This window comes from Massilia sp. MP_M2, from assembly GCF_039123635.1.
Lineage (GTDB): Bacteria > Pseudomonadota > Gammaproteobacteria > Burkholderiales > Burkholderiaceae_D > Telluria.
In genome coordinates this window covers 187,390-205,422 of record NZ_JBCHJF010000010.1, presented here as the reverse complement: position 1 = coordinate 205,422, position 18,033 = coordinate 187,390, and the positions used below count along the sequence as shown (strand labels likewise).

At 63.2% G+C, this 18,033-nt stretch carries 21 protein-coding genes; 9 read left to right on the top strand and 12 right to left on the bottom strand.

Annotated features, from left to right (window positions below; all coding sequences use genetic code 11):
* Positions 1–54: 54 nt before the first annotated feature.
* The 3 genes from RCH14_RS20075 to RCH14_RS20065 all read left to right on the top strand — a co-directional run bounded on the left by RCH14_RS20075 (position 55) and on the right by RCH14_RS20065 (position 2,426).
* Entirely contained in the window at positions 55–786 is a 732-nt protein-coding gene (locus RCH14_RS20075; protein WP_343027854.1) for a helix-turn-helix transcriptional regulator, read from the top strand.
* A 128-nt stretch (positions 787–914) separates the two neighbouring features.
* Positions 915–1,892, top strand: a complete 978-nt coding sequence (locus RCH14_RS20070) for a porin (RefSeq protein WP_343027853.1) — start codon at positions 915–917, stop codon at positions 1,890–1,892.
* A 99-nt stretch (positions 1,893–1,991) separates the two neighbouring features.
* Entirely contained in the window at positions 1,992–2,426 is a 435-nt protein-coding gene (locus tag RCH14_RS20065; RefSeq protein ID WP_343027852.1) for a hypothetical protein, read from the top strand.
* 29 nt (positions 2,427–2,455) lie between these two features.
* On the opposite strand, the gene RCH14_RS20060 is transcribed toward RCH14_RS20065, so the two are convergent.
* The 3 genes from RCH14_RS20060 to RCH14_RS20050 all read right to left on the bottom strand — a co-directional run bounded on the left by RCH14_RS20060 (position 2,456) and on the right by RCH14_RS20050 (position 4,091).
* A complete protein-coding gene (locus RCH14_RS20060; protein WP_343027851.1) occupies positions 2,456–2,653 on the bottom strand; it encodes a hypothetical protein in 198 nt (65 codons plus the stop codon).
* 114 nt (positions 2,654–2,767) lie between these two features.
* Complete coding sequence (locus tag RCH14_RS20055) at positions 2,768–3,769, bottom strand: sulfate ABC transporter substrate-binding protein (RefSeq protein ID WP_343027850.1); 1,002 nt, start codon at positions 3,767–3,769, stop codon at positions 2,768–2,770.
* Between the two features lie 109 nt (positions 3,770–3,878).
* Positions 3,879–4,091 carry a hypothetical protein gene (locus tag RCH14_RS20050; RefSeq protein WP_343027849.1) on the bottom strand — a complete coding sequence of 71 codons (213 nt, stop codon included), beginning with the start codon at positions 4,089–4,091 and terminating at the stop codon, positions 3,879–3,881.
* A 140-nt stretch (positions 4,092–4,231) separates the two neighbouring features.
* Here RCH14_RS20050 and RCH14_RS20045 point away from each other — a divergent pair, with 140 nt between their 5' ends.
* Entirely contained in the window at positions 4,232–4,981 is a 750-nt protein-coding gene (locus RCH14_RS20045) for a phosphatase PAP2 family protein (protein WP_343027848.1), read from the top strand.
* 11 nt (positions 4,982–4,992) lie between these two features.
* A complete protein-coding gene (locus RCH14_RS20040) occupies positions 4,993–5,829 on the top strand; it encodes a metallophosphoesterase family protein (RefSeq protein ID WP_343027847.1) in 837 nt (278 codons plus the stop codon).
* A 15-nt stretch (positions 5,830–5,844) separates the two neighbouring features.
* Here RCH14_RS20040 and cls read toward each other — a convergent pair whose 3' ends face one another.
* Together cls and RCH14_RS20030 are read right to left on the bottom strand one after the other, a co-directional pair.
* Positions 5,845–7,233 (bottom strand): cardiolipin synthase, encoded by a 1,389-nt coding sequence (gene cls, locus RCH14_RS20035; protein ID WP_343027846.1) that lies wholly within the window; start codon positions 7,231–7,233, stop codon positions 5,845–5,847.
* Positions 7,230–9,428 (bottom strand): site-specific recombinase, encoded by a 2,199-nt coding sequence (locus RCH14_RS20030; RefSeq protein ID WP_343027845.1) that lies wholly within the window; start codon positions 9,426–9,428, stop codon positions 7,230–7,232. The genes cls and RCH14_RS20030 overlap by 4 nt, the downstream gene beginning before the upstream one ends.
* A 197-nt stretch (positions 9,429–9,625) precedes the next feature.
* Between RCH14_RS20030 and RCH14_RS20025 the strand changes: the two genes are divergently transcribed.
* Positions 9,626–10,462: a branched-chain amino acid aminotransferase gene (locus tag RCH14_RS20025; protein ID WP_343027844.1), complete on the top strand. Its 837-nt coding sequence runs from the start codon at positions 9,626–9,628 to the stop codon at positions 10,460–10,462.
* Between the two features lie 70 nt (positions 10,463–10,532).
* On the opposite strand, the gene RCH14_RS20020 is transcribed toward RCH14_RS20025, so the two are convergent.
* The 4 genes from RCH14_RS20020 to RCH14_RS20005 all read right to left on the bottom strand — a co-directional run bounded on the left by RCH14_RS20020 (position 10,533) and on the right by RCH14_RS20005 (position 12,635).
* The gene (locus tag RCH14_RS20020; protein WP_343027843.1) at positions 10,533–11,201 is read right to left on the bottom strand and encodes an OmpA family protein; all 669 of its coding nucleotides are present in this window, start codon (positions 11,199–11,201) and stop codon (positions 10,533–10,535) included.
* 107 nt (positions 11,202–11,308) lie between these two features.
* Positions 11,309–11,455 (bottom strand): lmo0937 family membrane protein, encoded by a 147-nt coding sequence (locus RCH14_RS20015; RefSeq protein ID WP_005671362.1) that lies wholly within the window; start codon positions 11,453–11,455, stop codon positions 11,309–11,311.
* An 87-nt stretch (positions 11,456–11,542) separates the two neighbouring features.
* Positions 11,543–11,767: a hypothetical protein gene (locus tag RCH14_RS20010; RefSeq protein ID WP_343027842.1), complete on the bottom strand. Its 225-nt coding sequence runs from the start codon at positions 11,765–11,767 to the stop codon at positions 11,543–11,545.
* 169 nt (positions 11,768–11,936) lie between these two features.
* Positions 11,937–12,635: a glycine zipper 2TM domain-containing protein gene (locus tag RCH14_RS20005; RefSeq protein ID WP_343027841.1), complete on the bottom strand. Its 699-nt coding sequence runs from the start codon at positions 12,633–12,635 to the stop codon at positions 11,937–11,939.
* A 185-nt stretch (positions 12,636–12,820) separates the two neighbouring features.
* Here RCH14_RS20005 and RCH14_RS20000 point away from each other — a divergent pair, with 185 nt between their 5' ends.
* Positions 12,821–13,549 carry a Crp/Fnr family transcriptional regulator gene (locus tag RCH14_RS20000; RefSeq protein ID WP_343027879.1) on the top strand — a complete coding sequence of 243 codons (729 nt, stop codon included), beginning with the start codon at positions 12,821–12,823 and terminating at the stop codon, positions 13,547–13,549.
* 103 nt (positions 13,550–13,652) lie between these two features.
* Here the strand turns inward: RCH14_RS20000 and RCH14_RS19995 are convergent, their stop codons facing one another.
* From RCH14_RS19995 to RCH14_RS19985, 3 genes are all read right to left on the bottom strand, one after another.
* Positions 13,653–13,874 carry a glycine zipper 2TM domain-containing protein gene (locus RCH14_RS19995; RefSeq protein ID WP_343027840.1) on the bottom strand — a complete coding sequence of 74 codons (222 nt, stop codon included), beginning with the start codon at positions 13,872–13,874 and terminating at the stop codon, positions 13,653–13,655.
* Between the two features lie 20 nt (positions 13,875–13,894).
* A complete protein-coding gene (locus RCH14_RS19990; RefSeq protein WP_343027839.1) occupies positions 13,895–14,221 on the bottom strand; it encodes a BON domain-containing protein in 327 nt (108 codons plus the stop codon).
* Between the two features lie 119 nt (positions 14,222–14,340).
* A complete protein-coding gene (locus RCH14_RS19985) occupies positions 14,341–16,413 on the bottom strand; it encodes an AsmA family protein (protein ID WP_343027838.1) in 2,073 nt (690 codons plus the stop codon).
* A gap of 209 nt (positions 16,414–16,622) precedes the next feature.
* Between RCH14_RS19985 and RCH14_RS19980 the strand changes: the two genes are divergently transcribed.
* On the top strand, positions 16,623–17,012 hold the full coding sequence (locus RCH14_RS19980) for a DUF4398 domain-containing protein (protein ID WP_258837448.1): 390 nt from the start codon (positions 16,623–16,625) through the stop codon (positions 17,010–17,012).
* A 93-nt stretch (positions 17,013–17,105) separates the two neighbouring features.
* Positions 17,106–18,029 (top strand): OmpA family protein, encoded by a 924-nt coding sequence (locus RCH14_RS19975; RefSeq protein WP_343027837.1) that lies wholly within the window; start codon positions 17,106–17,108, stop codon positions 18,027–18,029.
* Positions 18,030–18,033: the final 4 nt, after the last annotated feature.

Genomic DNA, 18,033 nt, shown 5'->3' with positions numbered 1-18,033 from the left:
GGCGCGTACTGGCCTTCACGCCCCAAGTGTTCCTTTGTGATTGCCAGTACCCTCATGACCCAAATCAGCCAGATCATCGCCACCATCAAGCGTCAGCTGAAACTGCAAGGGCTGACCTACCGTGACGTTGCCGTTGCTCTCGGCCTGTCCGAGCCGAGTGTCAAGCGCCTGTTCGCCAGCGAGCAGTTTACGCTCGACCGCATCGTCGAAATCTGCAGCCTGCTTGGCTTCACCCTCGCTGAAATCACGCAGGAAGCACAGAACGGCCAGCGCCGGCTGTGCACCTTGAGCCCCGAGCAGGAGGCCGAGCTGGTGTCGGACCCGAAACTGTTGCTCGTCGCTGTCTGCGCGCTGAACCACTGGCGCATGCTCGACATCCTCGGCGCCTATGCCCTTACCGAAGCGCAGTGCGTCCAGCATCTGCTCCATCTCGACCGCCTGCAGCTGATCTCGCTTCTGCCCGGAAACCGCATCCGTGTGAACGTGGCGCGCGATTTTGACTGGTTGCCCCACGGCCCGATCCGTGCATACTTTCGCGAGCAGGGCTTGCCGGAATTCGTGGCCGGCGCGTTTTGCGGCGTGGGCGAGTCGCTCGACTTTGCGCACGGGATGCTGACCGAAAGCGCGCGCGCCAAGCTGCAACAGGAACTGCGGCAATTGCGTAGCTGCTTTGCGCAATTGCACGACGAATCCCTGGCGGCGCCACTGGCGCAGCGGCGTGGCACCGGCTTGCTGCTCGCACTACGCGAGTGGGAGCCGGCGGGCTTTGCGGGCCTGCGCCGGTAGAGTATGATCGGTTGCACTGGCTGCGCGATGACGGATCTGACGCAGCCTCATATGGCGTAATGTGAAGTATTAGACAGATGGGTTCGCCACATTTGGCGGATAGTAGGTGTCAGGGAGAGTGTGACGCCATGAAAATGTCTTTCATCGCTATGGCCGTGCTGGGATCAAGTGCGGTATGTGCTTCGGCGCAAGAATCGGCGGCCACCGCAAGGGCTGCCGGCAGCGCCGTGATCCCTGAAACCGTCTGTGCGCAGGATTGCCAGGCCCAACTGCAACTTGCGACACGCGCCGATGGTTTGAATGCGCCTGGCGGCAATGCTGTTTTCACCCGTGAAACTGCCGGCGATCCCGAGCCAACGTCCAGGCGGAGCAGCCCGGGCACGCTGACCGTCGGCCGCCAATTCAATATCGATTACACGACGCTCAATGATGTGGGCGACCCGTTCCACGGCGGGCTTTCCGCGCAGGCTGCACCGCGCGGCGCACGCGCCGACGACAGCATCGCCTACGAAGGCACGTTTGCCGGCGTCTCGACCGGCGCCAAGTGGGGCAAGGGCGATGTCGACGGCTCCCCCTCGGGCCGCGCCTGGGGCATGTCGGTCGGCGTCAATCTGGGTCCGCTGAACATTCGCGCGGCCCACCAGAACCGCAACGTGGCCAAGGTCACGCGCTATGACCAGATCGACATCACGATGGCCGCCAAGAATTCCATCGTCGCGGCCAATATGCGTTTCGACTGGGGCACGGCATACGCTGCCTACAGCGCCAGCCGCGGCTGGGGCAGCTCGCCGCTGTTCAATCCTGATAATCCCTACAGCGCTGGCGTGGCCGCCACGCGCTCGACCAACAGCCGCGACGTGCTGGCCGGCGTGGCCGTGCCCATGAACCATTCAACCACGCTGCTGGCCTCGTACATCCGCCGCAACGACCGCGACCTGTCCAATCGCGATGCGCGCCAGCTCGCAGTTGGTGCCAGCTATGCCGTTTCGCGCCGTATGGATTTCTACGCGGCGTATTCGCGCATCCAGCATCTGGCCGGCGTAGAGCGCGGCGCCAGGCCGGGCAATGGTTCGGCACTCAACGTCGGGATGCGACGCGCGTTCTGACGACCATGTGATGGTGCGCGCGCCATCCCTACGCTGCGACAGGAATCGGCGAAATTCAGTAATGTGTCTTCATGGTTCATTAACTATTGAGGAGACCTTATGACTGGCACCAGCACACTTGATCCGGATAACTTCCCGGAAGCACCAGACCGCAGCCTGGGCAAGGGCCATGGCGTTGATGCGCTCGGCCCGAGCGACCTGTCGGACACCGGCAGCGATGTCGTTGGCGGGCCTGGCTTTGCCACCAATATCGATCCGGAGCAGATACTCGACTTCGACGGCGGCACCACGTCCGACCTCGAAGCCGGGCATGCAGGCGAGACGGCCGGTCCGGATGTCGGCGACGCCGATTTTTCGGGCGACAGCGATCGCAGCGGTACGGGTGAACGCGCCGCTGCCGGGCGCGACGCTGTCGTCCGGGACGGCGCCGACATCGACACCGACCGCATCGAGTCCATCCCCGACCTGCCACTGACCGAAGAGGACACCGACTTCCTGGCGAGCCGTCCGCCGGGTCAGGACGCAAGCCGCTAACAAGGCGCCGCCGCCCAGCAGGGCGGTGCTCAGTGTATTCGAGCGCAGCGCCGCCGCCGTGTATTTGCTGCGCTCGATACCGCCGAAACCCTCGATGGGGCCTCACGAATGCGCGCCACGTCGTCGATATTGCCGACGTCGGCCATGACGGTGACGACCTCGGCGCCAAGCGTGGTGAGTTCTTCGGCCAGATGGGCAAGGGCGTCGGCGGCGCGTGCCGCCAGCATGGGCGGGACGGGGCGTGCGGACGGCCCCAATAAAAAAAACGCCGTCCCCACACGATGCGGGAACGGCGTTTCATGAGGACTGTACGTGAGCAGCCGCGGGGCAGGTGCCACGCCTTACTTGCTCGAGTAGATCTGGTCGAACACACCGCCATCGGAAAAGTGCGTTTTCTGCGCCGCAGTCCAGCCGCCAAAATCGCTGATCTGGAACAGCTTGATCTGCGGGAACTGCGATGCGTATTTCTTGGCGAACTTCTCGACCGACGGGCGGTAGTAGTTCTTGGCGATGATGTCCTGGCCCTGGTCGCCGTACAGGAACTCAAGGTACGCCTGCGCCACCGGCCGGGTGCCGCGCTTGTCGACGGTCTTGTCGACCACGGCCACCGGCGGCTCGGCCAGGATGCTGACCGACGGCGCGACGATCTCGAACTTGTCCGGGCCGAGTTCGCGCAGCGCCAGCAGGGCTTCGTTTTCCCAGGCCAGCAATACGTCGCCGATGCCGCGCTCGACGAAGGTGGTGGTGGCACCACGGGCGCCCGAGTCGAGTACCGGCACGTTCTTGTACAGGCGCGCAAGGTAGTCGCGCGCCTTCGCATCGTTGCCGCCCGGCTGGCGCAGCGCGTAGCCGTAGGCAGCCAGGTGGTTCCAGCGCGCGCCGCCCGACGTCTTCGGATTCGGTGTGATCACCGACACGCCCGGCTTGACGAGGTCGCCCCAGTCACGGATCTGTTTTGGATTGCCCTTGCGCACCAGGAACACGATGGTCGACGTGTATGGCGCGCTGCGGTAGTTGAGCTTTTTTTCCCAGCCCGGATTGATCAGCCCCTTGTCGCGGATGGCATCGATGTCGTACGCCAGCGCGAGTGTGACGACGTCGGCCTGCAGGCCGTCGATCACCGAGCGCGCCTGCTTGCCCGAGCCGCCGTGCGATTGCTTGATCGTGACGTTGTCGCCGGTTTTTGCTTTCCAGTGCTTGGCAAACGCCGCGTCGAACTCGTGGTACAGCTCGCGTGTCGGATCATAAGATACGTTGAGCAGGCTGATGTCGGCAGCAAATGCAGGTGCGTGCGCCAGAAGGGTCAGGGCTGCCAGCGAGCTGATGAAGGTTTTGCGAAGCATTGTTATCTTTCTCTAGGTCGGAGACGGTAGCGTACGGTCTTTGGCTATAGAAACATAACGAATAAATTCAAGCAACCTTATGCGTTTTTTGCGCCGGCGCCCTTGGGGCTCAATGTGCCTTCGACAGGATGAGCAGCCAGCGGCGGAACAGCAGGATTTCGACATGGCCGGCTTCGACGCCCGTATCGCACTCGATGACCGGATTGACGGCATAGAAACGCTTGCGGAAGTCGCGCGTCACCAGGATTTCGCGACGGCCAATGCGGACCATGAAAGGGGTCGGGGCGTGTTCCATACCAAAAGAGCTGTTGAGCGTGGTCATGTTCGTTTCCTCGTATCGAGTGGTTATGCAGTGAAGTAAGAATACCACAACCACTGTATGAATCAACAGTTACTGTTCGGGCATACAGTACTTTTTGCCGTGTGTGGTATTTTCGCCAAGTCAGTCATAATCGCGTCATCATGACCAAAACACTGCCCCGACTCCAGCGTTTCGCCGCCAACCGCTTCTCGCCCGAGGGCGAGTACGGGCTGCACCTGACCATCGGCGTGGCGCTGCTGCTCGCTGCCATGGCGGTGTTCGCCCAGCTCGCCGGCGCCGTCGTGGCCGGTGCGCCGATCACGCAATTCGACGCCGAGGTCGCCAACTGGCTGCACCTGCACGCGCGCCAGGGCGGCCTGCTGCGTGAAGCCCTCCTGATCCTGACCCACATGCACAGCACGCCCGGCATTCTCGTCCTGGCCTTCTGCGTCGCGCTTTGGCTGTATCGCACCGGCCAGCGTTACTGGACGGTGGCCGTCATCGCCAGCGTGCCGGGCGGAATGCTGCTCAACGTCGCGCTCAAGCACACGTTCGAGCGCGCGCGGCCGCACTTCGATGAGCCGATCGTCACCTTGACCACCTACAGTTTCCCCAGCGGGCATACGATGGCCGCCACCGTGCTGTACGGCGTGCTGGCCTGCTATGTCGCGCGCCACGCGCGCACGTGGCCAGGCAGGGTGCTGCCGTTCGTGCTCGCCGCCCTGATGATCGGCGCCGTGGCGTTCTCGCGCATGTATCTCGGCGCGCACTATCTCACCGACATCCTGGCCGCACTGGTGGAAGGCTGCGGCTGGCTCGCAATCTGCATCAGTGGCACCGCCACCCTCAATCGCCGCCGCAGAGCCCGTGAGCGGCGCGAGTCCGGCGCGGCTTCACCTCAAGACATGTAAGGAATTTTTCGATGCGTACTCTCGTTCACCTGTCCGACCTGCACTTCGGCCGCGTCGACCAAGCCCTGCTGGGCCCGTTGCGCGATCTCGTGCACGCGATCGCGGCCGATGTCGTCGTCATTTCGGGCGACCTGACCCAGCGCGCCAAGGTGGAAGAATTCGAGGAGGCGCGCGCGTTCCTCGACTCACTGCCGGGGCCCCAGATCGTTGTCCCGGGCAACCACGATATCTCGCTGTACAACGTGCTGCGCCGGTTTGCCCGGCCGCTGTCGCGCTACCGCCGCTACATCACCGACAATCTCGAGCCGGTCTTCATCGACGACGAGATTGCCGTCGTGGGCCTGAACACGGCCCGTTCGCTGACGATCAAGGACGGGCGCGTCAGCCACGAGCAGATCGCCGGCCTGCGCGAGCGCCTGAGCGGTCTGGCGCCGGACATCACGCGCATCGTCGTCACGCACCATCCATTCGATTTACCGGACCATTTCGAGAAGCGCGACCTGGTCGTGCGCGCGCCACTGGCGATGGAAGTCTTTGCAGAAACCGGCGTGGATATCCTGATGGCCGGCCACATGCACGCCAGTCACGCCGGCAGCACGGCGGCGCGTTACCAGATCGATGCCTATGCGGCGCTGGTGATCCAGGCCGGCACGGCCACGTCGACGCGCGGGCGCGGCGAAGTGAACTCGTTCAATGTGGTGCGGGTGGATGCGCACCGGGTCGAGATCGACCGCTATGGCTGGGATGCCGTAGGCGGCAAGTTTGAAGTGATCACGACCGAAAAGTTCATGCAGGCGGGCAGCGTCTGGTCACCCCACGCCGACGGCATGCTGGCCGCGGGGATCTGACGCGCCGCCTGGCGCTCAGATCCAGTATTCGGTCAGGCGCGCCATCGCCTCGCGCAGGCGGTCCGACCATGGTCGCCGTTGCCAGGCGTCGAGCTTGATTTCCTTTGAATGGACGATGTCTTCCTTGAAGGCGGCCTCCATCTCGCGCCCGAAGGCCAGGTCCAGCACGACCACATTGACTTCATAGTTGTGGATAAAGCTTCGGCGGTCGATATTGGCCGAGCCGATCGACGACCACATGCCGTCGATCACCGTGGTCTTGGCGTGCAAGACGGCGACCTGCAACTGGTGAATGCGCACGCCGCCCTCGAGCAGCTCTTCGTAGAACGATTCGCCCGCATGCCGGATGAAGCCATGATCCGACACGCCCGGCAGCACGAGCTGCACGTCCACGCCGCGCCGGGCCGCAGCGATCAGGCTGTCGACGATCTGGCGGTCCGGCACGAAGTACGCGGCGGTCAGGTGGATCGATTTCTTCGATTCGCCAATGGCGACGATGAGCGACTTGTAGATGGTTGAATCGCGGTCCGGCGACGTGGCCAGCACGCGCACCACCTTGTCGCCGGCTGGCGCCAGTTGTGGGAAGTAATCGATCTGCGGCAATTCACCGGCATCCTGGTGCACCCAGTTGTCGATGAATGCCCATTGCAGCGCGCCGACGGCGGGGCCCTGGATCTTGATGTGGGTATCGCGCCAGCCGATCTTGTCCTGGCTCACGTCATCCGGGCGCTTCTTGGAACGAAACAGCGAGCTGTTGGCGTACGTGCTGCTGATATTGATGCCGCCGGTAAAGGCCACGAGGCCGTCGACAATCATGATCTTGCGGTGATCGCGGTTGTTCAGCGCCCACTTGCCGGGGCGCTTGGTCGGGTCCACCGGATTGAACACCAGCACGTTCACGCCGGCCTGGCGCAGCCGGTCGAAGAATTCCCGGGGGGTGGACAGCGTCCCGACCCCGTCGACCATGACATTGACCACCACGCCTTCGCGGCGTTTCTGCATCAGGATTTCGGCGAACTGCCCGCCGATCTCGTCGTGATCGAAAATATAGGTTTCCAGGTTGATCGATTTGTTGGCCGCGCGCGCCGCTGCCATCATCGCGCGCATCGTCGCCGGGCCATCGAACAGCAGCGTGACGGCATTGCCGGCGATCATCGGCACACCGGTGGCCTGTTCTTCCAGCACCGCCAGTCCCTTGAGGTCGGTCGATGCGCGCGCCCAGCGGCGCTTGAGCAACGCCGCCGCCTGCTTCTGCTTGAGTTCGCCGTGCTGGGTCGTGACCGTCGGCGTGGACTGGCCGGGCGTTCCCGTCATGGTGCTGGCATCGGGCAGTGACTTGCATGCGGTGACCGCGCAGGCGAGAGCGGCGATGGCACACCAGGCGGCGAAGCGCTGTTTGATCATTTTGGTCCTCGTACAGGATCGGTATCGGGGGGCGCCAATTGGCGGTGCTTGGGGCCAAGGAAGAACTCGACCGGTGAATAGGCAAAGCGGCGGCCCAGCGCCTGCACCAGCAGGATACCGCGCTTGAAGCGGATCTTGCGTGCGCGCAGGGCGACCCAGAGCGCCAGGCCGAAGCTGACCAGCAGGTTGATCGTGCCGATCAGCAGCACGCCGGCGGTGGCGTTGATGATCTGCGGCACCGTCATCTGGTAGTCGAGCGCCACCAGTGCGGTCGCGAAATTGGCGGCCGAAAACGTGATGTGACGGATGTCGATCGGCAGGCCCAGCAGGAAGCCGACCGTGCCCGTGGTGCCAAGCAGGATGCCGAAGAAGAAATTACCCATCAGGCCACCGAGGTTGTTCTCGACATACCCACCCAGGCGCGCCAGCCGTTCGGGGCCGAGCAGGGTGCGCAAGCCGCGCAATTGCTGGACGCGCTGGCCCATGCGGGTGTACAGGGCCTTGTTGTCGTAGTAGCCCGACACCAGGCCGGCCACGAACAGCCAGACGCCTGCCACCGCAGCATAGAACAGGGCCAGGCTGTTGACCGGATCGATCTCGTTGAGCAGGTGCAGCGCCTTGATCGGGTCGACCAGATGCTCGCCCCGGTACCAGCGCACGCTCTCGGCGATGGCCCAGGCCACCGGGAACGCGACCAGCACGTTGCCGAGCACCGCGACCATCTGGGTGCGGAATACTTTATTGACGAGCTCAGCGAGCCGGTCGACGTCGAGTCCACGGCCCGTTTCCGAGCGGTGCAGCGAGGCGGCAATGCGCTGGGCCGTCATGGCCGGTTGCTTGGTCGCGACGGTGAAGTGCAGCATGTGAATCAGTACGAAGCCGAACGAGTAATTCATGCTGAACAAAAATGCCTGCACCAGTGGCGGCGAGTGCAGATAGCCGAGCAGGATCTTGAGCAGCGCCATGAAGCCGACGATGAAGCCGGCGCCGGAAGACGACCACAGCATCTTGCGCAAGCCCTTGCGGTCTTCAGCGATGTAATGCTCGCCGGTGCGGCTGGCGTTTTCGGTGACATTGCGTGCCAGCAGGTCGACGTTGTCGCGCACCAGGTTCGTCACCTGGTATTTGGTGTTGTGCGCTTCGATCAGTTCTTCCGCCAGTTCGATCACGGCGCGCTCGCGCAGCGTCAATTCCGGCGCCGGCTGGTCGGTGACGACGGCGATGTTGCCTTGCGGCGTCAGCGTGACCGGTGCGGCAGCCGCGTCGGCAAGCTGCGGGGTCCCGGTCGCCATGGCGCTCAGCACATCCTGGGTCGCGGCCGTCGGGTCGGGTGTGTCAGCCGTCGCGTCGACCTCGGGAACGTCCACCAGGAACAGCAGTTTTTGCAGGCGGTCGATACTTTGCTGCAGCGCGACCAGCAGATAGGTCAGGGCGATGCTGGTACCGCTGCTCAGCGCCAGGCGCCGGATCTTGAGCACGACGTCTTCGCACTGGTCGAGCATCACGAGCAGGTGGCGGGCGTCGTCCGGACGCGGGATGTCGCCGTTCAGGTAGCGCGCGTATTCATCCAGGTACCGGTTGACCTCAATATTCTGCATCAGGAATGGCGAATCGAAGTTCTCGATCTGGCTGTAGCTGTGCACCAGGCGCGGCTCCAGGCCCAGCGCGCAGACGCGGCATGACAGCGTGCGGATCGCATCGAGCAGACCCTTGAGCGTGACCACCCGCGCGCGGCCGGGATTCGCGTCGGCCGGAACCGGCGCGCTTTCGATCACATGGAACAGCGCCATCCAGTCGGTGTCGGGCACCGCGCGTATCCATTCGTAATCGTCCTGGCGGTACAGTACCTGATCGAGCGCATCGGACAAATACAGGTCTTCCAGTGCCGGCGGCAAAATCCGGTACGTGATGCGGCTTTTCAGCTCGGTGACGAAGCCGTCGTTCGACAGGATGCCGATGTCGCTATACAGACTCGTGTGGCGGCGCTTTTCAAGCAGCGTGGTGATGTAGCGGCGCAATGCCCATGCCTGGTCGGGATTTCCCTTGAGGAGCTGGGTCAGCGTACGTACGGACTGGGCAGGATCGTCCACGGTTTGCCATACCCAGCGCTGGCGCGGGCGCAGATGGCAGACCAACTCGACCAGCAGGTCGATGTTGTCACTGTTGGGGTCGATTCGTTCGAGCGTAGCAAGCATGAAAAAAAATTGGAACTGGTAAAGCCTCAGTGTACGCGAGGCGCCCGCCCAAGATGGTGTGGCAACGAACAGTAACCTCTCGGAAATGTCCGTATGGCATTTTTAATGCCCGGAATGTCGCTGCTGGCAACTGGACGAGGGCAGGGCAGCCCGCTACACTGGCCTGGATTTGCAATGTCGCACTGACGAAGGAAACCATGTACCTCACGTATTTTAATGGCCAATGGGCCGAGGGCAATGTGCCCCTGTACGGCGCGATGGATCACAGCCTGTGGCTGGGTTCGTCGGTTTTCGACGGCGCGCGTTCGCTGGCCGGCAAATTGCCCGACCTGCGTCCGCACCTCGAGCGCGTCATCAGCTCGGCCGAGAAACTGGGGCTGGCCTGCCCCTTGAGCGTGGCCGAGATGGAAGCGCTGGTGCACGAAGGCGTTGCCAGATTTGCGCCGGATGCCGAGCTGTATGTGCGCCCGCTCGTGTTCGGTACGGAAGGGTTCCTGATTCCGGTTGCCGAGAAAAGCCAGTTCGCACTGACGCTGTTCGATGCCCCGCTGCCGCCATTCGTCGGTTTTTCAGCCGGCCTGTCGACGATGCGCCGTCCCCAGCCGAGCATGGCACCCACGGATGCCAAGGCGTCGGCGTTGTACGCCAACTCGACCCGCGCCATGCGCGAAGTGGCGGCGCGCGGCTTCCAGCAAGCGATCGTGCTCGACGGCGACGGGTACGTCGCTGAATTTGCCGCCTCGAATCTGTTTCTGGTCACGGCCGACGGCAAGGTGGTCACGCCAAGATTGAACGGCACCTTCCTGGCCGGCATCACGCGTGCGCGCGTGATGGCGCTGCTGGCTGGTGTCGGGATCGACGTGGAAGAGCGCACCGTCGAAGAAGCCGAACTGCGCACGGCGCGAGAGATTTTCAGCACCGGTAACTATGGCAAGGTCACGCCGTGCACACTCTACGAAGACCATGCGCTGGAAGCGGGCCCGGTGGCGCGTCAGGCGCGCGCGCTGTATATGGCGTTCACACAGGCCGCATAAGCAGTCGGGGACTGTGCTAAAACAAAGGCCGGCAAATGCCGGCCTTTTGTATTACGAGCAAACGTGGCGATTAGCCGCGTGCTGGTTCTGCGACATAGATCTCGACGCGGCGGTTGCGCGCCTTGCCTGCGTTGTCGTTGTTCGAAGCGATCGGTTCGCGCGAACCGCGGCCTTCGATGGTGATGCGGTTCGGGTTCACGCCGCGGCCTGCCAGGTAATCACGGGTACGTGATGCGCGGTCGACCGACAATGGCTGGTTGATGCTGTCGCTGCCGGTGCTGTCGGTGTGGCCGATGATCACGACGTTGGTGTTCGGGTTTTCTTGCAGCGTCGATGCGAAGCGTTGCAGCACTGGCTGGAAGTTGCCCTTGATATCCGAGCGGCCGGTATCGAACGAGATGTCGCTCGGGATTTCCAGCTTCAGGCGGTTATCAGAGGTCTGGGTAACTTGCACGCCGGTGCCCTGGGTCGCTTGTTCCATGGCTTGTTTTTGCTGTTCCATGCGCTTGGACCAGATATTGCCGATCACGGCGCCGGCTGCTGCGCCAATTGCTGCGCCGCCTGCCACACGGCCGCCGCCACCGCCGCTGGTCGTGCCGCCGATCAGGCCGCCCAGGCCTGCGCCAATGCCGGCGCCGGTTGCGGTGCCGCGCTGGGTGCCGGACATATCTGCGCAACCGGTGGCCGTCATGACGACAATGGCGACTGCTGCGGTGGTTTTGATGAAGTTTTTGTTCATGGTGGAACTCCTTAAAAGTAAGAAATCCGTTTCGCCGTCCCGCCAGAATAGGCGCGACCGCGAAACGGATTGGATTTTACGACAAGCGGGGACCTGTCATAAAGATGCTATATACCGCGACCGCTGATCAGGCGAACCAGGATCATGATGACGGCGACGACGAGCAGGATGTGGATGAAACCGCCGATGGTGTACGACGTCACCAAGCCAAGCAGCCAGAGAATAACGAGGACGACAGCAATTGTGTACAGCATGATGAATCTCCTAGAAGGGGTGCGCCGATGTGCGCTGTGAATCCAGTATGTTGTTTCTTGCGAGCGACTACCGTTCGATGGCGTACATTAAACGCAACTTTTTTGCTTTTGTATGCCGGGAATCCAGCCCATCATTCCGAATAGGCCGGCAAAGCCGATCACGCAGGTCAACAGGCCACCGGCGACCATAAAGAGCACGTCATGCGCCTGTACCAGCCCTTGCATGGCAGGCGCCGGGCCCGCCGACAGCAGGCCAAACAGCGTCAGTACCATTCCCCAAATAATCATGCCAATCCAGGTCAAAGTGTTCATGCGCGCCTCCCTGATGGATGCTGTTCGCCAATCGATTCAGCATGGGTCGATTGTCGTCTTAGCTCATCAATAATTCCGTGCGATAGCACACATTGCATTGAGGAAAAAATGGCCGGGATGCTTGCGCGATCCCGGCCATGTGCTGTTACTGCAAACTCCTGTTCAGCTGTTATGCCACCGAGCGCAGACGGCCCTTGACGATGCGCACGCGGTCGCCGTTACCCCATTGTGGCTGGCTGCTCTGGCGGAACGTACGCAGCGTGCCGTCATCGAGGCGAACCCGGATTTCATAGCTGGTCGTTGCCTTCACATTGCCTTCGACCTGGTTGCCGACGACCGCGCCGCCGATGGCGCCGGCTGCAGTGGCCAGTGTCTTGCCATTACCGCCGCCGATCTGGTTGCCCAGCAAGCCACCCAGCACGGCGCCGCCGGCTGCGCCCAGGCCGCTGCCTTCGGCACGCTGCTTGATCGTGCGGACCGATTCCACGTTGCCGCAGTTTTCACACCAGTTGCTTTTTGCTGCGATCTGGGTCGGCTGGTTTTCCTTGATCTGCGTCACAGGCGCGGCTTGCTGCACTGGTGCCGGGATAGGAGCAGAGGCGGGGGCCGGCGCATAGGCCAGGGCTGGCGCCTGGGCATCGGCAGGATAGGCGTAGCCGGCCGGCGGCGCGCCTTGCGGCAGGGTGGAGGCGAGCGCCAGGCGATCGGCCTCGGTCAATTGACGGTTGGCGGTGCCGCCGACCGAGGACGGCAGCCAGCCCATGATGGCGGCGGTACCGACCAGCGAGAACAGCACGACAGCGGCGGCTGCCAGCAGCAGCAGCGGATGCGTACGATTCTTGACAGGCATGTTTGGCGGGGTTGTCATCTTTTGTTCCTTTCGTATAGGCACTAAGCCGGATGTACGATGATTGTCCTCAGGAACAACTAATGCTTCCGTGCGTCACCGTACATACCTGCGCACCCTGTGCCATTAGGCTGCATGACATTGTTTGTAAATGTAACTGGTCGCAGCGGTCCCGGCTGACCCACGCACCAACCTGTGAGGAAATGATGAATTCTGCCGTCCACCCGCCTGTATTCGAGCCCAACAGTAACTTGTTGCTCGCAGCGCTTCCCCCGAAAGATCTTGCTCAGCTGCTGCCGCAGCTCGACGAGGTCAGGGTAGAAGCTGGCCAGGTCCTGTGCGAAGCGGGTGACCCCATTCTTCATATTTATTTCCCGCACGATTGTCTGGTGTCGCTGCTGGGCGTGGCGGAAGGCCGCATGACGCTCGAGGTCGGCCAGGTGGGGCGAGAAGGCATGCTCGGCGCCACCACGGCGCTGGGCCACGACACCACGCAAGTGCGCGCCGTCGTCCAGCGCGCCGGTAGCGCCAGCCGGATGGACGGCGGGCGCTTTCGCCTCGAAGTCTCGCGCAATCCGGCGCTGCAGCGCGTGCTGTACCGGTACACCGATTCCTTGCTCGCGCAGGCGATCCAGATCGCGGTGTGCAGCCGCTTCCATGTGCTCGAGGCGCGCCTGGCGCGTTCGCTGCTGATGACGCGCGACCGCTTGCAATCGGACAAATTCCATCTGACCCACGAATTTCTCGCGCACGCACTGGGCGTGCGCCGGGTCGGCGTGACCAAGGGAGCCAGTGCGCTGCAGCAGCAGGGCCTCATCAACTACAGCCGTGGCAATATCGAGATCCTCGATCCGGCCGGCCTCGCGGCGGCGGCATGTTCCTGCTATCAGATCGTGCGCGAGGCCGGGGCTGCGCCCGCCACCGATACCGTCTGACTTGTTGTTGCACAAGCGGCGCACCCCCAATACAAAACGCCCGGCAAGCCGGGCGTTTTGTATTGGCTGTCACGTCACCGGCCCATTGGCCGGTGAAGCGGGATCAGTTGGTGGTCTTGACTTGATTGCCGACCACGCCGCCGACAGCTGCGCCGCCGACGGTGCCGATTGCGCTGCCACCGGTCAGAACGCCACCGATCACGGCACCGGCGCCAGCGCCGACTGCAGTGTTACGGTCTTGCTTCGACATGTTCGAGCAGCCGACCATACCGAAAGCGGCAGTCGCCAGGGTTGCCGTCACTACCAGGTTTTTGATGAGTTTCATGAAGTTCTCCTTTAATGGGGTTATTTCAGGCGCAGGTCATTTCTGACCGATTTCACGCCGTTGACGGTTCGCGCGGCCGATGCCGCTGCGGCGACGCTGTCGGCCGAGGAGACGAATCCCCGCAACCGGACAATGCCTTGGTACGTATTGACATCCAGATCGGATACCTTCAGTTCCGGATCGCGCCGGATGGCGCTGTGCACCTCAGCCGTGATGACATCGTCCTGAACCGTGTCGACCTTGCCGAAACCGGGTAGTCCGGACGCACATCCCGTCAGTGCTCCACCGGCCAGTGCGGCCAGTAAAACGGGGATGCTGCCAAAACGCTTGATGCTCGATCCGTTCATGCGGGTATTTCTTTTCTCGATGACCTGGGCGTGATCATAGTCAGGATTGCCAAATTGATCTGTTCGGCAACACACAGAGCCCGTGCCAGATTGTTACAGGTTGTATCCGTCAAGCTATTTCAGCGGCTCTGGCGCCGGCCTGGCGGCGGTGCGCTCGGTGCTTGCCGTGCCCGGGCCAGCAGGCGCGCGCAATCGCTGTCTTCGCCCGGCCCCGTATTGATCAGCGGGAGCAGGGCGGCCAGGGGCGCGGCCACGACCGCCAGTGCCGCTGCGCCGCCTGCTTTTATTGCCAGCACGCCCTTGTCGATGGCCACGTCGGGCTTGCTGAACGGGCCGCGCACATACAGCGGCGCACGCAGCGAGAAGATGCGCAGCGCTTTCGTTTCGGGCCGGATGCGCAGGTCCATCTGTTCGCCCGCCAGGTTGATGGCGCCGTCGACGGTGATGATGGCCTCTTCGGTGTCGACGATGAAGCTGCGCGTGCGCGCGATGCCGTCCTGGACGGCGAAGTCGGCCGCCACGCAGTTGAGTTCGACCTGCTTGTCGCCGAACAGCTTGGTCACGACGATATTTGCCACGTTCAGGCCTGCCATTTCCAGCAGCATCTTGCTCACCGTGCCTTCGCTGACAAGTGCCTTGAGTTCGCCATTCGATGTGGCCAGCAGCGACGCGACCGAGTTGCCGGTCGCGGACAGCTTGGCGTCGGCATTGATCTGGCCTGCGGTTGCCTGCATCTGCTCGATCTTGGGGAACAATTGCTTGATGCCGATCTTGCGCGCCCGCACATCAGCCACGGCCTTGATGGCGTTCTTGCCACTGCGCCCGCTGCCGTCGAGGCGGATGGTCGAACGCACGGTGCCGCCGGCCATGCCGAATTCGAGGGGATCGAGCCGGAGCACGCCGTTGTCCATCTTGATGTGACTGCTGAGCTTACTGATCGTCAGCGCCTGGTCGCGCACAATATTGTCGGCGGCAAAGCGCACGTCGGCATCGAGCGCTGTCCAGCGTTCGGTATGGAATTCTTCTACCGGCAATACCTTGCCGCTCGGCTGCTTGACCTCGACGCCGCGCGCCGTTTTGCTGGCGTTGGAATCGGCGCCGACCAGGGGCGCCAGATCGGCAAACACGAGCTGACGCGAGCGCACGTTGCCCGACAACACAGGGCGCGCGCCACCGGTTGCGTACTCGAGGCGCCCGCCGATATCGCTTGCGCCAACCTTGCCGGCAAAGCCGTCGTAGACCCAGCGGCTGACATCCTTGCCGAGTCGGCCGGTCAGGCGGCCCGACGTGGAAAATGCCGGCGTTTCCGGCAACAGGACGCCGGTGAAATTGTAAAGGCGCGCCATGCTGGCCCCAGCCAGTTCGAGTCGTACGTCCAGCGCAGCCAGCCGGGCCGGATTGGTAATGGTGCCGGTGAGGGCAATACGTGTCTTGCCCGACTTGAATTCACCCTGGATCGGGTAGGGCGCAGTCTCGTTTTTCAGCGAAAACACCGAGCCGAGCTTGCCACCGCCGCCAACCCTGGCGCCGTGATAGGTGCCATCCAGCGTGAAGGCCACGCCATACACCGGGTCGCGCTCGAGCGTGCGCACCCGGGCCGTGACATCGGCGTTCGTGACCGCATCCTTGACGTGGATGACGCCATCGGTCAGTACCACACGTTCGAGGTCGAGATTCCAGCGCGACGGTTGCTCGTTGCGCCGGAAGGTCCAGTTGTTGGTGGTCGCGCCGGTGCGCAGCAGCGCGACGCGCGGCGCGTCGAAGCGCAGCAGCGGGATCGCGATCGTCTTGTCCAGCAGCGCAAGCGGATCGAGCGAGAACGAAAACTGGCCCACGCTGACCATGTTCGCGGTCGCCATGCCGGCCGGATTGCCGATGGTGGTGTCGCGCGCGACGAGGTAGGGCCAGGGTATGTGATCGCGCCATGTACGCTGGGCAGCGGCCAGACTTGTCGCAGGCCGCTCCCACGAGACGGTCAGGTCGCCGTGGATGGCAAACGGGCGGTCGATGGCGTCGCTGACCTTGTTGTTGATCCACGGCCGCGCGCGGTTCCAGTCGAAGGTGAGGATGACGATGACGGCGATGATGGGCAGCGCGATCAGCACTGCGAGGACGGACAAGGCAACTTGTGTTGTCTTGCTGCGGCGCGGCCCTGGTGGGCGCTGCGCCGCGAGCGGCGTTGGCTCGACCATGATAGTCCTTTGTCGTGAGTAAATATGATGTGTGCGGCGAGGGTAGCCTACCGGGGGCGGTGTCTACGTGCGATGGCGCACACAGTGCCGGTGATCGCATGGCGTGCACCGCGGGTGCGCTGCGCTGCAGGCAATGTGCGTCACCGAACTGAGCGAATCCGATAACAGGTTTATAACGTTAACTACACCACTTCCCAGGAGAAAATGTGATGAACAAACATCAATCGATGACCGGGTTTGCCCGCCTTGGCTGCGTTGCCGCTCTGCTGGCACTGACTGCCTGCGCAAGTCCAGACAAGGCGCCTGCGACGGCCGACGTGGCAGTCTCGCGCAACGCGATCGAGAACGCGGTGTCGGCAGGTGCAGCCGACCTGGCGCCGGCTGAAATCACGGCGGCACGCGAGAAGATGGGCAAGGCCAATCAGGCCCTGGCAGCGCGCGACTACAAGCTGGCACGTGAACTGGCGGTGCAGGCCCAGGCCGACGCCAAGCTGGCGCAGAGCAAAGCGGTATCGAGCAAGGCCACTGCTGCATCGACTCAGCTGAACGATGATCTGCGTGTGCTGCGTGAAGAAGTCGATCGCGCCAACACCAAATAACACCTATCAGGCTATTGCACTGCTTCCTGTCTGCTGCCGACGGGAGTTCGCGCCGACGATCCGGCGCCTCTGGAAAATAAAAGGAATAACAACATGAAAAACCGCAAATCCGCCGTATCGATCCTGGCCGCCGCCGTGCTGGCTGCTGCCTGCGCCAGCGCGCCCATGACCACGCCAACGCTCGACCAGGCGCGCGCCGACTTTGTCAGCGCCAACAACAACGCGCAAGTCTCGACCTACGCGCCCCTCGAATTCAAGCAGGCCAGCGAGGCCCTCGACCAGGCCAACCAGGCCGCAGCCCGCCGCGAAAGCCTGAGCGACATCGACCGCCTGGCCTACCTGGCCAAGCAGCGCATCGCCACGGCGCAAGAAGTCGCCAAGGGCAAGGCCGCGGAAGCGAATATCGCCGATGCGACGCGCCAGCGCGACATGGTCCGCCTCGACGCGCGCACCGCCGAAGCCGATCGCGCCAAGCGCGACGCTGAAGCCGCCCAGGCTGCTGCTCAGCAGGCGCAAGGCCAGGCGCAGCAAGCTCAGGCGCAAGCACAGGCTGCCCAGGCCGAAACCGCTGCGATGGCTGAACGCGCTGCCAAGCTCGAAGCGCTGCTGGTCGACCTGCAGGCCGTCAAAACCGAACGCGGTTTCGTTGTCACGATCGGCGACGTCCTGTTTGCGACCGACCAGGCCGTACTGAATGCCAACGGCGTCTCGACCCTGCGCAAACTGGCCGACGTGATGGCACAGAACCCGAACCGTACCGTGCTGATCGAAGGCTTTACCGACAGCACCGGCAGCGCGAGCCACAACCAGCAACTGTCGGAACGCCGCGCCAGCGCCGTCGCCACTGCGCTGGCAGGCCAGGGCGTGCCGCGCGAGCGGATTGCCATGCGCGCCTACGGCGAAGCCTTCCCGGTTGCATCCAACGACAGCGCGGCAAGTCGTCAGCAAAATCGTCGCGTAGAAATCGTTCTGTCGAACGAAGGCGCGGCCATTCCGCCCCGCGCCGCAACGCGTTGATCAC